Source organism: Arthrobacter sp. 10N418 (genome assembly GCF_056394725.1).
Map to the genome: position 1 here is coordinate 41,549 of NZ_JBFTIK010000003.1, position 15,097 is coordinate 56,645.

The following is a 15,097-nucleotide window of genomic DNA, read 5'->3' on the forward strand; positions in this document are numbered from 1 at the left end:
GCATCCCGAAGATCGCCGCCGCCGGCCGGCCGGCCGGTGCTTGGTGCAGGAAGCACGCCGCTACAGGGCGAAAACCGCTCCACTGAAGTGCTTGCGCCCCGACCGCGGGTTCCAAGCAACGTAGTCGGACCGCCGCCACGCGCCGCCGGCATCCTGGATGGTGCTGATGTCCAGCGCCACGCCCGTGGGCAGGAACACCGGCGCGTCGAAGGCTACATCCCAGGTGAAAGCTTCGCCCTTGGCTGCCCCCACATCGGCCAGGGCCCTTGAGGCGAGATACATGCCGTGCGCAATGGACCGGCGCATTCCGAGGGCCCTCGCCGTAAGGACGCTCAGGTGGATGGGGTTGAAGTCACCCGAAACTGCGGCGTACGCGCGTCCCGTGTCGACTCCCAGCCGCCAGAGGGCCGTGGGATCCGGCGCTGAAAAGGTCGCCGGCGCCGGAGCTGCCGAGGCTTTGTCGATCCCGGGCAGGAACACGCCCTTGGACAGGTAGGTGGAGACGCCGCGCCAGCGGAGGTCTTCCTCCCCCGGCCCGCGGACCTCGGCCACAACGTCAAGCTGGGTGCCGGCACGGTGGCCGCGCAGGTTCTCCACCCAGGAACGCACATCAAGTGCTTCAGTGAAGAGGACGGGCGCGTGCTGCACCACCTTGTTGGCCAGGTGGATCATGCCCAACAGCGGCAACGGAAAATCATCCCGGTTCATCACGCTCATGGCGAGGGGAAAGGCGAGGGCGTGGATGAACCCCGCCGGAAGCACATCGCTTGCAGTCTCCCCGACGAGGTGCTGATAGGCCGTGAGGTTGGCGACGTCCACGTTCACGCCCCGGACCTCATGGCTGGCCTCCGGCAGTCCGGTGCCCCCGTGGATGCCGAGCATCCGCCGCCTGGCCACTGTCGCGGCCGCGTTGACGTACAGCTTGGAGAGGGACGGCATTTCGCCCAGGATGACGGGCTGGGGACCGGTCATGCCCCCACCAGGTTCTGCCCGCAGACGCGGAGGACCTCGCCGGAGATCCCGCCGGCGGCGTCGCTGGCCAGGAACGCGATGGCCTCAGCGACGTCTCCGGGCTGGCCGCCCTGCTGCAGCGAGTTGAGCCTGCGCGCCACTTCGCGGGTGGCGAAGGGAATCCGGGCGGTCATTTCGGTTTCGATGAAGCCGGGGGCGACGGCGTTGATGGAGCCCCCGTGCGCGGCGATCAGCGGTGCCGTGGCCCGGACCATGCCCATGACGCCGCCTTTGGAGGCCGCGTAATTGGTTTGCCCGCGGTTCCCGGCGATCCCGCTGGTGGAGGCGACGGAAACGATCCGCGGCGAGGTGCGGAAGTGCTCCGAGGCAAGGAGTGCCTCGTTGATCCGTAGTTGCGCGGCGATGTTCACCGCGATGACGGAGTTCCAGCGGCCCTGGTCCATGTTGGCAAGCAGCTTGTCACGGGTGATGCCGGCGTTGTGGACCACGATGTCCAGGCGGCCCTGGCGCGCCACCGCATGCTCAATGATGCGCTGCCCTGCATCCTCGCGGCTGATGTCCAGCTGCAGTGCCGTCCCGCGGACCGCGTTGGCCACTTGTGCAAGGTGGTCCCCGGCGGCCGGGACGTCGACGACGATCAGGGTCGCGCCGTCGCGGTGCAGCGTCCGGGCAATCGCGGCGCCGATCCCCCGCGCGGCCCCTGTCACGACGGCGACCCGGCCGGCCAATGGCTTCCCGTCGTCGGCCGGCAATTCGCCCGCGCCCGAGGTGACCGTGAGGAACTGGCCGTCCACGAACGCGGACCGGCCGGAGAGGAAGAAGCGCAGTGCGCCCAGGGCGCTCGGGCTCGTGGTGGTGGCAGCGTCGGAAAGCAGGATGCCGTTGCCTGTGGCCCCGGCGCGCAGTTCCTTGGCCAGCGACCGCAGCAGTCCGTCCACTCCCTGCCGCGCCGCGGCAGCCGCAGGCCCGTCGGCGCCCGCCGCCGTCCGGGAGACGGTGATGACACGGCCGTTGGGGGCAAGGTCGCGCAGTGAAGCGGCCGCCGTCAGGACCGGTTTTTCCAGGTCCTCCGGACGGGCCAGCCCGTCGAGGACGAGGACAATGGCGCCGAGCTTTTCCCTGGGTACTGCGTGGCGGCGGACGTCCAGGTTCCATGCCAGCAGGGTTGCGGCCAGGTCATCGGCGCCGGTGGTGTGTCCCTGCACCAGCACCGGGCCTTCCAGGAGGGGCCGGCCCGGCTGGTGGCGCCGCAGGGCCACCGGCTGCGGCAGCCCGAGCCTGCGGGCCAGGTCCTTGCCCGGGCCCCGGCTCACGAACTGGGTGTATTTATCTGTCACGCGGTCCCCCTAGAGTGCTTCAAGAATTGCGGCGACGCCCTGGCCGCCGGCGGCGCAGATGGAGATCAGTCCGCGTGCCGGACGGCCGTCAACCTCACCCCTGGCGTGCAGCATCTTCGCCAGGGACGCCACGATCCGTCCGCCGGTTGCCGCGAAGGGGTGGCCGGCGGCGAGTGAGGATCCGTGGACGTTCAGCCTGGACCGGTCGACGGTGCCGAAGGGACCGTCGAGACCGAGCCGTGTGCGGCCAAAGTCATCGTCCTCCCACGCTGCCAGTGTGCTCAGGACCGTCCCCGCGAAGGCTTCGTGGATCTCGAAGAAGTCGAAGTCTTCGAGGGTGAGGCCATTGCGGGCGAGCAGCCGCGGCACGGCGAACGCGGGAGCCATGAGCAGGCCGTCTTTGCCGTGGACGAAGTCCACGGCAGCAGCTTCGCCGTCAACCACCGTCGCGAGCTTGGGCAGGTCATGGGCGTCGGCCCATTCCTCCGAGGCGAGCAGCACGGTGGACGCGCCGTCCGTCAGCGGGGTGGAATTTCCGGCCGTCATGGTCGCTTCGGCACCCAGATTCCTGCCGAAGACGGGTTTGAGCGAGGCGAGCTTCTCCAGGCTCGTGTCGGCCCGCAGGTTGGAGTCCTTGGCCAGTCCCCGGTAGGGGGTGAGGAGGTCGTCGAAAAAACCTGCGTCGTAGGCTGCGGCAAGGTTGCGGTGGCTGTTGAAGGCGAGCTCGTCCTGGGCCTCGCGGGTGATCTTCCACTGCGCCGTGGTCAGCGCCTGGTGCTCGCCCATGGACAGACCAGTGCGCGGTTCGCCGGTGTTCGGCGCGTCCGGGGCAAGGTCCTTGGGCCGGAGGCGGCTGAGGACCTGCAGCTTCTGGGGGAGCTTCCTGGCGCGGTTAAGATCCAGCAGCACCTCGCGCAGGCCCTCACTCACGGCGATCGGGGCATCCGACGCCGAGTCCACGCCGCCGGCGATCGCCGATTCGATCTGGCCAAGCTTGATCTTGTTGGCCAGGCCCAGCACGGTCTCCAGGCCGGTGGCGCAGGCCTGCTGGAGGTCATATGCCGGGGTCTCGGCGGACAGTGCCGAACCCAGCACGGCTTCCCGCGTCAGGTTGAAGTCGCGGGAGTGCTTGAGCACGGCCCCGGCAGCAACCTCGCCGATGCGCTCGTCCTGCAGGCCGAACCGTGCGATCAGGCCGTCGAGCGCCGCGGTGAGCATGTCCTGGTTGGAAGACTTCGTGTAGGCACCCCCCGTCCGGGCGAACGGGATGCGGTTGCCGCCCACCACCACGGCATTACGGAGCTGCGGCGCTACGGCACCGCCGGCCTGTCCGCCCGTCCGCGCTGCGGACGCGGGGGTCGGTTCCTGGGGTCCGGTAGCGGACTGTCCGTTGACGGGCATGGCTGTCTCCTTCAATCAAAACGGGTTACCGATACCCAGCGTACCTGATACGCTGGGTATCGTGAACATCCCCGACGCCGATTCCTCCGGCCCCGGCGCAGCCGGCCGGAGCACGCACAGTGTGCCCGTCCACAGTGCGCCCGTCGGTGCCGTTGACGGACGCGCGTCCCGCTGGGAGTCCCATCGCGAGGAACGGCGGCGGCACCTCATCAAGTCGGCCCGCAAGGCAGTGCACGTCCTTGGCAGTGCCGCCTCCATGGAGGAAATTGCCGCCGCGGCAGGAACCTCGAAATCGGTCTTCTACCGCTACTTCGGCGATAAGGCAGGACTCCAGCAGGCCGTGGGCGAGGTAGTGCTCAGCCAAATGCAGCGACGCATCCAGGAGGCAGCCCAGGCCGCGCAGACACCCCGCGAAGGCCTGTTCGCCATGGTGTCGGCCTACCTGCAGATGGCCGAGACCAGCCCCAACGTCTACACCTTCGTCACGCGCTACACCCCCGGCGAGCCGGAGGGCAGCGGCGGGTCGATCGCCACGGCAGGCGCCCTGGGGCATTTCTTCGCGGCAATCAGCGACATGATCGCCCGGCCCATGCGCAGCCACCTGGGCGGCGGCCAGGACAAGGAAGCCGTCATCGGCTACTGGCCGAACGCCGCGATCGGGCTGGTCCGGAATGCCGGCGAGCAATGGCTCGCCAGCCCGGCGTCCCCGGCCAAACCGGACCAGGCGGCGATGGCGCGCCAGATCACCGACTGGCTGTGCTTCGGGATCGCGCCGGAGCTGCGGGCTCCGGAACCCGGTGCTGCCGACTCTCCGGCTGCGGCCCCCCGGGCACCGCACTTCCCCGTTCCAGCCGCCGCCGGCACCTGAGTCATCGGGACCGGGTCATCCGGAACCGGGAACCACTGCCTGCAGAACCAGAGCTTCAGACCCCCTGTCAGAACCAAAGAAGGAATCGACATGACTGAACTAGCGGACCGCCCCGCGGCCCACCCGAAGACCGCTTCCGTCCAGGCCGCTACGGGCGCGGCGGCCACTCCCGGCGCCTCGACGGAACCTCCCGCCGTCGACGTTGCAGCCCTGGGTGAGCAGCTCCTGGGCAAGTGGGCCGACATCCGTCGCCACGCCCGTGCGCTCGCTGCCCGGCCGGAACTGTACAAGACCGAGGGCCTGACCCACACGGAGCACCGCGAGCGTGCGTTCGGCCAGCTCAAGTACCTGGTTGAGAACAACGCGGTGCACCGCGCTTTCCCTTCGTTCCTGGGCGGCTCGGATGATCACGGCGGTAACATCGCAGGATTCCAGGAACTCGTGATCGCGGACCCGTCGCTGCAGATCAAGGCCGGCGTCCAGTGGGGCCTGTTCGGCTCCGCCGTGATGCACCTGGGCACCGAGGACCACCACAGGAAGTGGCTGCCCGGGATCATGAGCCTGGATATCCCGGGCTGCTTCGCGATGACGGAGACCGGGCATGGCTCGGACGTGGCCAGCATCGCCACCACCGCGACCTACGATCCCGGCACCGGGGAATTTGTCCTGCACACCCCTTTCCGGGCGGCCTGGAAAGACTACATCGGCAATGCCGCAATCGACGGCCTGGCCGCCGTCGTCTTCGCGCAGCTGGTCACCCAGGGCGTTAACCACGGCGTGCACGCCTTCTATCTGGAGCTGCGCGATCCCGCGACGAAGCAGTTCCTGCCGGGAATCGGCGGCGAGGACGACGGCGTCAAGGGCGGCCTGAACGGCATCGACAACGGCCGCCTGCACTTCACCGACGTCCGGATCCCCCGCACCAACCTGCTCAACCGCTACGGCGACGTGGACGCTGCGGGCAGCTACAGCTCCCCCATCGCGAGCCCGGGGCGCCGCTTCTTCACCATGCTCGGAACCCTCGTCCAGGGCCGCGTGTCGCTCGACGGCGCCGCAGTGACGGCATCGAAGCTGGCCCTCAAGACCGCCATCCAGTACGCCACCGAGCGCCGGCAGTTCAACGCCTCGTCCCATACCGATGAGGAGGTCCTGCTGGACTACCAGCGGCACCAGCGCCGGCTGTTCACCCGGCTCGCCACGACCTACGCGGCGAGTTTCGCCAGCGAGCAGCTGCTCCGGAAATTCGACGACGTCTTCTCCGGCCGGAACGACACCGACGAGGACCGGCAGGACCTGGAAACCCTCGCTGCGGCACTCAAGCCGCTCAGCACCTGGCACGCGCTCGACACGCTGCAGGAATGCCGGGAGGCCTGCGGGGGTGCCGGCTTCCTGATCGAGAACCGCTTCGCGTCGCTGCGCGCCGATCTCGACGTCTACGCCACGTTCGAAGGCGACAACACGGTGCTGCTCCAACTCGTCGCGAAACGGCTCTTGGCCGACTACGCCAAGGAATTCCGGAGCGTGAACTTCGGTGTTCTGGCCCGCTATGTGGTCGGCCAGGCGACCGGGGCGGCAATCCACCGCACCGGGCTGCGGGGCGTAGCCCAGTTCGTGGCGGACTCCGGCTCGGCACAAAAGGCGGCCATCGCGATCAAGGACGAAGCCAGCCAGCGCACGCTGCTGACCGACCGCGTCCAGACCATGGTCGCGGAGGTGGGAGCCGCCCTCAAGGGCGCCAACAGGCTGCCGCAGCATCAAGGCGCGGCCCTCTTCAACCGGCACCAGAACGAACTCATCGAAGCGGCGCAGGCGCACGCCGAACTGCTGCAGTGGGAGGCCTTCACGGAAGCCCTGGGCGACGTCGCCGATCCCGGAACGAAGATGGTGCTCACCTGGCTGCGTGATCTCTTCGGCTTGTCGCTGATCGAGAAGAACCTGTCCTGGTATCTCATGAACGGCAGGCTCTCGATGCAGCGCGGCCGCACCGTGGGGGCCTACATCAACAGGCTGCTGGTGAAGATCCGCCCGCACGCCCTGGACCTCGTGGATGCCTTCGGTTTCGGCCCCGAGCACCTCCGGGCCGAGATCGCCACCGGGGCGGAAAAGGTCCGCCAGGATGAGGCCCGGGACTATGTCCGCACGCAGCGTGCCAGCGGAACGGCTCCCGTGGACGAGAAGATCCTGCTGGCCCGCAAGGCACTTGCCGCCAAGGCCGGCCGCAGCTGACGGTGCTGCTCCGGGAGCAGCCCGGCGCAAACGACGACGGCGCCGCCCCCTTGACCGGGGCGCCGCCGTCGTCGTTCTGACGGTTTCTTGCTGACTGCTTCGTCCGTTAGGGGGCAGCGTCGGGGAGGACCGACCGGTAGACCTCGAGGGTGGTTTCCGTGATGGATTCCCAGGAGAAGTGCTCCTCCGCCCGGCGGCGCCCGGCCCGGCCCATGGCACGCGCCCGTTCGGGATCGGACACGACTTCGGTGAGGGCTGCGGCAAATTCCGTGACGAACTTCTCCGGATCCAGCGGGGTGCCGGTCCCGTCGGTCACCTGCTCGAGCTGAACAAGAAGCCCGGTCTCGCCGTGCTGGACGACTTCCGGGATCCCTCCGGTGGCGCTGGCCACGACGGCGGCCCCGCACGCCATGGCTTCGAGGTTGACGATGCCGAGCGGCTCGTAGATGGACGGGCAGGCGAAGGCGGTCGCGTGGCTGAGGACCTGGATGAGTTCGTTGCGCGGCAGCATCCGTTCCACCACGACCACACCGCTGCGCTGGCCCTGGAGCTCCTCGATCAGGCGCGCCGTTTCGGCTGCCAGTTCGGGGGTGTCCGCGGCCCCGAGACAGAGCACGAGCTGGACGTCGGCAGGCAGTTTGGCGGCGGCCCGCAGCAGGTACGGAACACCCTTCTGCCGGGTATTGCGGCCGACGAAGACGACGCTGGGCAGCGCCGGGTCTATTCCGAGAGCGCGGATGACGTCGTCGCCCTCGTCCCGGTTCCAGAGGCTCACGTCGATGCCGTTGTGGACCACCTTGACCTTGGCCGGGTCCACCTCCGGGTAGCTGCGCAGGATGTCCTGGCGCATGCCTTCGGAGACGGCGATGATGGCCGCGGCGGACTCGTAGGCGGTCTTTTCCACCCAGGAGGACACCGCGTAGCCGCCTCCGAGCTGCTCGGCCTTCCACGGGCGCAGCGGCTCCAGGCTGTGGGCGCTGAGCACATGCGGGATGCCGTGGAGCAGCGACGCGATGTGCCCGGCCATGTTGGCGTACCAGGTGTGGGAGTGCACCAGGTCCGCGCCGGCGATGTCCGGAACGATCCTCAGGTCCACCCCGAGGGTCTGGATGGCGGCATTGGCGGAGCCCAGGTCTTCGGGTACGGAGTAGGACGTCACCGTCGCTCCGTGATACCCGGGCTCCCGGGGCGCGCCGAAGGCACGCACCTGTAGGTCCACGCGCTGGGCCAGCACCCTGCTGAGCTCAGCCACATGGACTCCGGCGCCGCCGTAGATTTCCGGCGGGAATTCTTTGGTCACAATATCTATTCGCACATGCACCAAGGTAGTCGTTACGGCGGAACTGATCTAGTGTGAAGACGTTCGGGCATGCCGGACTGTATTGGGGAGTAACGAAGGCGTTCAGGAGCTATCACCATGCCGCATCAAAAGAAAGTCTTGGCAATTGTCCTCGCAGGTGGCGAGGGAAACCGGCTCATGCCGTTGACGGCGGACCGGGCCAAGCCTGGCGTGCCCTTTGCCGGAAGCTACCGTCTCATTGACTTTGCCCTTTCGAATCTTGTGAATTCCCGCTATCTGCAAATTGTCGTGCTGACGCAATACAAGTCGCACAGCCTCGACCGGCACATTTCCGAAACGTGGCGCATGTCCACCCAGCTTGGAAACTATGTGGCCTCGGTGCCGGCACAGCAGCGCGTGGGCAAGAGCTGGTTCCTTGGCAGCGCCAACGCGATCTACCAGTCACTGAACCTCATCCACGACGCCAACCCGGACATCGTTGTGGTCGTCGGAGCTGACCACGTGTACCGGATGGACTTCTCCCAGATGGTTGCCCAGCATGTAGCCAGCGGCGCCAAGGCCACCGTCGCCGCCGTGCGCCAGCCCCTGAACATGGCGGACCAGTTCGGTGTCATCGAAGTGGATCAGGACAACCCCGGGAAGATTGCCGCCTTCGTGGAGAAGCCGTCCTCCACTCCCGGGCTCGCTGCCGATCCGAGCCAGTTCCTGGCCTCCATGGGCAACTACGTTTTCAACGCCGACGCCCTCGTCGATGCCCTGCACGTCGACGCCGAGCGGCTCGACACCAAGCACGACATGGGCGGGGACATCATTCCCTACTTCGTCAACAAGGGCGAGGCCGGGGTCTACGATTTCACCCTCAACGACATCCCGGGCTCCACGGAACGGGACCGCACGTACTGGCGCGACGTTGGCACCATCGACTCGTTCTACGACGCGCACATGGACCTCATCTCCCCCGTGCCCGTGTTCAACCTGTACAACTCCGAGTGGCCCATATACACGCGCCAGAGCATCTCTCCGCCGGCGAAGTTCGTCCGCGGCAAGGCCAACACCGTGGGCACTGCGCTGGACTCGATCGTCGCGAGCGGCGTCGTCGTCTCCGGCGGCATTGTGGAGGGCTCCGTGCTGTCCAACGACGTGTACATCGACACGTCCAGCCGCGTGCTGGACTCGGTGCTGATGGACAAGGTCAACGTCGGTGAGGGCGCCGTCATCAAGCGCGCCATCATAGACAAGAATGTCAAGGTTCCGGCCGGCGCTGCGATCGGGCTCGACCCCGAACTCGACCGCGCGCGAGGCTTCAAGGTCACGGAATCCGGTATCACCGTCTTGTCCAAGGGGCAGCTGGTGCCGGAGCCCGGCGAGGCCGAGCGCGCCCTGTCCGCAGCCAACCTGCGCGTCGTGCCGAACGCCGTCCGGGCCGCCACGGAGAACTGGCCGGACCTTCGCGAATCCGTGGACAAGGTCGGCGACGTCCAGGCCGCCGCGGTGGGCGTGGACGGTCCCGCCAAGCACTCGACGAAGGCCTTCTAAGCACTACTGCGTGTGTTGGGAGCCGGGCCGTCGGGCCCGGCTCCCAACACGCTGTAAAATTGGGGCAATGAGCTCCCCCGATCTGCCTTCCGTCGTGAACCCTGCTGAATTGACCGCAGCGGAAATCCAGGCCTGCCTCAAGGTCCTGAACTCCATCCACGTCTACGACGAGGAGCACCCGGACTACGTTTCGGTCCGCCGCGCCACCGGCAAGATGTTTAAGGCGGTCAAGCGTCACCGCCGTGTCGCCAAACGGGACCTGATCGCGGAAGCGGACCGCGCCGTCATCGCCCGGACGGCGACGGCGGCCCCTGACCGGATCGACGACGAGACACGCGGCAACAAGCTGGCCACGTCCGCCACCGGCGAGGTGGCAGGACACCTGATCAGGTCGCGGCCGTGCTACATCTGCAAGCGGCACTACACCCAGGTGGATGCGTTCTACCACCAGCTCTGCCCCGAGTGCGCCGCCTTCAGCCACAGCAAGCGGGACGCCCGCACTGACCTCACCGGCCGCCGGGCGCTCCTGACCGGAGGCCGGGCAAAGATCGGCATGTACATCGCGCTTCGGCTGCTGCGCGACGGGGCCCACACCACCATCACCACCCGCTTCCCGAAGGACGCCGCACGGCGCTTTGCGGCCATGGAAGACAGCGGCGAATGGCTGCACCGACTGCGGATCGTGGGGATCGACCTCCGTGATCCTTCCCAGGTCATGGCGCTGACGGACTCCCTGGACGCTGCCGGCCCGCTGGACATTATCATCAACAACGCCGCCCAGACGGTCAGGCGGTCGGGCAACGCTTACAAGCCGCTGGTCGACGCCGAGGACGAGGCGCTGCCCGCTGCGCTGGAGGCGGCCAACGGCGGACCCGAACTCGTGACTTTCGGCCACGCCCACGACAAGCACCCGCTGGCCCTGGCCAGCACAGTCCTGGAGCATCCGGTGCTCGCCGGTGACGCCGTCACCTCGCTGGCCCTGTCCGCCGGGTCCGCCTCGCTGGAGCGCATCGCGGCCGGGACCGCCATCGATGCGGGCGGACTCGTCCCGGACCTCGCCGGCATCAACAGCTGGACCCAGGTCGTCGACGAAGTCGATCCGCTCGAGATGCTTGAGGTCCAGCTCTGCAATGTGACTGCCCCCTTCCTCCTGGTCAGCCGTCTGCGCGGGGCCATGAAGCGCTCCACTGCCAGTCGCAAGTACATCGTCAACGTCAGCGCCATGGAAGGCCAGTTCTCCCGCGCCTACAAGGGACCCGGGCACCCCCACACGAACATGGCCAAGGCCGCGCTGAACATGATGACCCGGACCAGCGCCCAGGAAATGCTGGATGCCGACGGCATCCTGATGACCGCGGTCGACACCGGCTGGATCACGGATGAGCGCCCCCATTACACCAAGGTCCGCCTCATGGAGGAGGGTTTCCACGCGCCGCTGGACCTCGTTGACGGCGCTGCCAGGGTTTACGATCCCATTGTGATGGGAGAGGCCGGCGAGGACCAGTACGGGGTCTTCCTGAAGGATTACAAGCCCAGCCCCTGGTAGGGCAGCGGAGGCGTGCAGGCCCCTGCTAGGGGCCTTATGGCCCTGATGGGTGCCCCGGGCGGTACGTAACGTGTCTCTACATGGACACAACGACGCCCGAGCCCGACTACAAGCTGACCATGGACCAGTGCTGGGTACTGCTGGACACCGAAACGGTCGGGCGGATCGCGTTGATCGTGGACAACCATCCGGAGGTCTTCCCCGTGAACTTCGTGCTGGAGCGCCGCGCGATCGTTTTCCGCACCTCCGGGGGTACGAAACTATGGGGCGCCATCACGTCCAAGCCGGTGGCCTTCGAAATCGACGGTTATGACGCCCACGAACAAAGTGCGTGGAGCGTCGTTGCCCGGGGGGAGGCCGAGCTGATCGACAGCCAGGAAGAGAAGGAAGCCGTGGATGCGCTTCTCCTGGAACCCTGGCAGCCGGGCGAAAAGAACTACTACGTCCGCCTCGCCCCGAAGGCCCTGACCGGACGCCGCTTCAAGGTCAACACACCGGATCTGTGGAACACCCGCCTCACAGACCCCCGTCGCTCGACGTTCGAATAGCCTGATGCTCCCGTAACCCGCTCTTGTAATCCGGCGTTCCGCAGGCCTCGACTAACGCGCGGCCGGCACAGCGGGACCGGGTGCGTTGCCGGCGCGGTCCTTTTCCGGTGTGTGGACAACCAGCACGGGACAATGTGCGTGTGCCACGCAGGCGGAACTCACCGAGCCCAGCAGCAGCCCGCCGAAACCCCCGTGCCCGCGACGGCCCAGCACCAACATGTCCGCCGACTTGCTCTCCTCGATGAGCATGCGCCGGGGGTGTCCCTGAACCAGCCGCTTCCCGACGTTGGCGGGGGTATCAGGACCGAAGGCCTTTGCTACGGCGTCAGCAAGGATTTCGCCTGCCCGGACGTCGAAGTCGTCGATGCCCATGGCGACGTAGCCGTCATAGACCGGCGGGAAGTCCCAGCAGGCCAAGGCAACGACCTTCGCCGAGAGCGGGACGGCGAGGCGCTGCGCCTGGCGCAGGGCCTCCACCGAGGCCTCAGAACCATCCACGCCCACCAGGATCGTCCGGACATCAAGGTCTTCACTCATTGCTGATCCCTTCATAGTCCCGGCAACCCGGTTCATACTCCTGGCAGCGCGGCGCCGGCAGCGTGTCCCTCCTAGGATGGCGGCGCAGGTCCGGGCCGCCTAGGGCCTAAAGTCACGCAGAGGACCGGGCCGCACTCCGGCGGCTAGGTCCAACGACCCTTGCCCCGTGAGTCGGCGTGCAGAAGAATGGCAGAGGCCAGGGGAACGGCATCACACGAGGCAGCGCCAAGCGGCCGGACAGGAGAATCATGATTGCCTGGGCAGACGGAGGTCTCTCTGCACCCGATGGCGTTCCGGCTGTCATCCGTGTCTTTATTCTCGATGACCATGAACTTGTCAGGCGGGGGCTGCAGGAACTCCTGGAGGGCGAAGGCTTCCAGGTCGTGGGCAGCTCCGGATCCGCGGTGGAAGCAACCCGCCGGATCCCCGCCCTGCATCCGGATGTCTGCGTGTTGGATGCCCGGCTCCCGGACGGAACAGGCATAGAAGTCTGCCGGGATGTGCGTTCCGTGGATCCTTCGCTGAACTGCATCATCCTCACGAGTTTCGACGACGAGCAGGCTTTGCGCGGCGCGGTACTGGCCGGAGCCAGCGGCTACGTCCTGAAGGAAATCGGCGGGACGGACCTCATCGGTGCGCTGCGGCGCGCCGCCGTCGGTGAATCCCTTTTCGAGGAGGGCCTGGCGGCCGGCATCGTCGACAGCCTCGTGCAGGCGGAGGACGTGGACCCCCGAACCGCGAATCTGACGCCCCAGGAACGCAGGGTCCTGGAGCTGGTGGGCGGCGGACTCACGAACCGCCAGATTGCCGCCGAAATGTTCCTCGCCGAAAAAACGGTCAAGAACTACGTATCCTCGCTATTGGCGAAGCTGGGTTTCGAGCGGCGCACCCAGGCCGCCGTCTTCATCGCCAGCCCCTCGTCACCGGTGGCGGCCGCCGCCAGCGGTTCCACTGAGGCCCACCGCCCGCACAGCGTCCGGTAGGCGCGGCTGGCTGCGGCAAGGGTTCGTTCGGCTAAAGCGGCACGGACCACTCCAGGCTGGTACCGGCGTCGGGCGCGCTGGTAATCGTGCATTCTCCGTCCAGCATCCGCGCGCGGTCCTCCAGATTGATCAGGCCATTACGCTTTTCGGGATCGGAGAAGCCCGTTCCGTTGTCAGTAATGACCACGGTGACCCGTCCCTTGATGGCGCCGACGGAGACCGAGATTGAGTCGGCGCCGGAATGGCGGATGGCATTGCTGAGGCCTTCGGAGACCACAGCGACGACGTTGTCTGCCTTGTCCGGGGTCACCGCGTCGACGGGACCGGTGATGGTCAGCCGCGGCGCGAACGGCATGGACTTGGCCGAGCTCCGGGTGACCCGCCGGATGCGGCCGCTGAGCAGCTCGGTTTCGCCGCTGTTGCTCTTCAGCGAGTAGATGGTGTCCCTAAGGCTCCGGATGGCCTCGTCCAGCTCGCCCGTGATGTTGCGGATCCGCTCGAGCGCGAGCTCGTCCTTGGTGAAGCGGGTCAGGCTCTGGACGCTCAACCCGGCCGCGAACAGCCGCTGGATGACGAGGTCGTGCAGGTCCCTGGCAATCCGGTCCCGGTCCGTGAAAACCAGGAGCTCTTCGCGGAGCCGGTGGACACGGGCCAGCTCGAGGGCCAGTGCCACGTGGGAGCCGAAGACGGCTCCCATTTCGATGTCCGTGCGGGCGTAGCGGACGGAATCGCTGTCGCGGAGCAATAGAAGCAGGCCGTGGTGGGCGCCCTGGGTGCTCAGGGCCACCGCCAGCAGCGGACCCCTGGCTCTCGCGTCGATCCCACCGAACAGGACTACAGCATCCTCAAGAAGCACGGGTTCTCCCCCGTCCAGTACCCCCTGGAGCACCGGGGAGTCCAGCATCAGCGTCCGGCCCGAATACAAGCTTCCGCGTTCACCGGCAACGCCCACGACGACGTACCCGGGTCCGTTCACCGCCGGGGCCGCCAGCAACGCCAGCTGGGATTCAGACTCCTGCAGGGCCCGGCTGGCGATCGGATCCAGCCCGCCCGAGGTGTAGTCGCGGTCGCTGCTGAGCATGAGCCCGGAGATATCCATGCAGGCTTCGAGCCAGCGCGCCCGGCGCCGCGCGTCGTCATAGAGCCTGGCGTTCTCGATGGCGACGCCGGCGGCGGCGGCCAGTGCTACAGCCAGGGCCTCGTCCTCCGCGGTGAAATCGTTGCCATCTTCCTTCTCCGTCAGGTAAAGGTTCCCGAAGACGACGTCCCGGACCCGGATGGGGACGCCGAGGAAAGACTGCATGGCAGGGTGGTGGGCCGGGAAACCATAGGCCTCCGAATGCTTGCTGAGGTCGTGCAGCCGCAACGGCCGCGGTTCGGAAATCAGCAGGCCGAGCACTCCGTGGCCCGTTGGCAGCGGCCCGATTTCGTGGGCCAGTTCGTCGTCGATCCCAACCGTGATGAAGTGGCTGAGCGCCCGGTCGTCGCCGATCACGCCCAACGCGCCATAGCGGGCGTGCAGCAATGTCCGGGCCGACTGGACGACTCGTTCCAGCACGGCGTTGAGGCTCAGGTCCTCGGCCACCGCGACAACGGCCTCGAGCAGACCCGCCATACGTTCCTGTGACTGGAGCAGCTCTTCGGCCCGGGCCGGGAATCCGCTCGGCAACTCCTCTGTCCGGGGAATGCCGCCCGGCACGGTCTGCTCCCGGCCTTCTCCCGTTGAATGCATGATCTATGCCCCAATTCAGTACGACGCACATCAACGCTGACGACGTGTTGCCAGAATACCGTGTCAGCGGGCGGAAAGCGGCTGTAAGTCGCAGTTTGTTGCTCGCGTGGG

The 15,097-nt window shown here is 67.3% G+C and carries 12 protein-coding genes; 6 read left to right on the forward strand and 6 right to left on the reverse strand.

Annotated features, from left to right (window positions below; all coding sequences use genetic code 11):
• Positions 1–60: 60 nt before the first annotated feature.
• From AC1DCZ_RS02905 to AC1DCZ_RS02915, 3 genes are read right to left on the reverse strand one after another with little or no spacing between them, the layout of a single operon-like run.
• Positions 61–972: a MaoC family dehydratase gene (locus AC1DCZ_RS02905; RefSeq protein WP_476896585.1), complete on the reverse strand. Its 912-nt coding sequence runs from the start codon at positions 970–972 to the stop codon at positions 61–63.
• Entirely contained in the window at positions 969–2,309 is a 1,341-nt protein-coding gene (locus AC1DCZ_RS02910; RefSeq protein ID WP_476973328.1) for a 3-oxoacyl-ACP reductase, read from the reverse strand. The genes AC1DCZ_RS02905 and AC1DCZ_RS02910 overlap by 4 nt, the downstream gene beginning before the upstream one ends.
• A gap of 9 nt (positions 2,310–2,318) precedes the next feature.
• Complete coding sequence (locus AC1DCZ_RS02915; RefSeq protein WP_476896583.1) at positions 2,319–3,710, reverse strand: acetyl-CoA C-acetyltransferase; 1,392 nt, start codon at positions 3,708–3,710, stop codon at positions 2,319–2,321.
• Positions 3,711–3,831: 121 nt separating this feature from the next.
• On the opposite strand from AC1DCZ_RS02915, the gene AC1DCZ_RS02920 reads away from it, so the two are divergent.
• Positions 3,832–4,578: a TetR family transcriptional regulator gene (locus tag AC1DCZ_RS02920; RefSeq protein WP_476896618.1), complete on the forward strand. Its 747-nt coding sequence runs from the start codon at positions 3,832–3,834 to the stop codon at positions 4,576–4,578.
• A 90-nt stretch (positions 4,579–4,668) separates the two neighbouring features.
• Positions 4,669–6,804, forward strand: a complete 2,136-nt coding sequence (locus AC1DCZ_RS02925; protein WP_476896582.1) for an acyl-CoA dehydrogenase family protein — start codon at positions 4,669–4,671, stop codon at positions 6,802–6,804.
• A gap of 106 nt (positions 6,805–6,910) precedes the next feature.
• Here AC1DCZ_RS02925 and glgA read toward each other — a convergent pair whose 3' ends face one another.
• Positions 6,911–8,119, reverse strand: a complete 1,209-nt coding sequence (gene glgA, locus AC1DCZ_RS02930; protein ID WP_476896581.1) for a glycogen synthase — start codon at positions 8,117–8,119, stop codon at positions 6,911–6,913.
• A 102-nt stretch (positions 8,120–8,221) separates the two neighbouring features.
• Between glgA and glgC the strand changes: the two genes are divergently transcribed.
• From glgC to AC1DCZ_RS02945, 3 genes are all read left to right on the forward strand, one after another.
• Complete coding sequence (glgC, locus tag AC1DCZ_RS02935) at positions 8,222–9,640, forward strand: glucose-1-phosphate adenylyltransferase (protein WP_476973329.1); 1,419 nt, start codon at positions 8,222–8,224, stop codon at positions 9,638–9,640.
• A 67-nt stretch (positions 9,641–9,707) separates the two neighbouring features.
• Positions 9,708–11,186, forward strand: a complete 1,479-nt coding sequence (locus AC1DCZ_RS02940; RefSeq protein ID WP_476896579.1) for an SDR family NAD(P)-dependent oxidoreductase — start codon at positions 9,708–9,710, stop codon at positions 11,184–11,186.
• 80 nt (positions 11,187–11,266) lie between these two features.
• A complete protein-coding gene (locus AC1DCZ_RS02945; protein ID WP_476896578.1) occupies positions 11,267–11,734 on the forward strand; it encodes a pyridoxamine 5'-phosphate oxidase family protein in 468 nt (155 codons plus the stop codon).
• 51 nt (positions 11,735–11,785) lie between these two features.
• Here AC1DCZ_RS02945 and AC1DCZ_RS02950 read toward each other — a convergent pair whose 3' ends face one another.
• Positions 11,786–12,271, reverse strand: a complete 486-nt coding sequence (locus AC1DCZ_RS02950) for a universal stress protein (protein ID WP_476896577.1) — start codon at positions 12,269–12,271, stop codon at positions 11,786–11,788.
• Between the two features lie 248 nt (positions 12,272–12,519).
• On the opposite strand from AC1DCZ_RS02950, the gene AC1DCZ_RS02955 reads away from it, so the two are divergent.
• Positions 12,520–13,254 carry a response regulator gene (locus tag AC1DCZ_RS02955; RefSeq protein WP_476896576.1) on the forward strand — a complete coding sequence of 245 codons (735 nt, stop codon included), beginning with the start codon at positions 12,520–12,522 and terminating at the stop codon, positions 13,252–13,254.
• 31 nt (positions 13,255–13,285) lie between these two features.
• Here the strand turns inward: AC1DCZ_RS02955 and AC1DCZ_RS02960 are convergent, their stop codons facing one another.
• A complete protein-coding gene (locus tag AC1DCZ_RS02960) occupies positions 13,286–14,986 on the reverse strand; it encodes a GAF domain-containing sensor histidine kinase (protein WP_476896575.1) in 1,701 nt (566 codons plus the stop codon).
• Positions 14,987–15,097 lie beyond the last annotated feature (111 nt).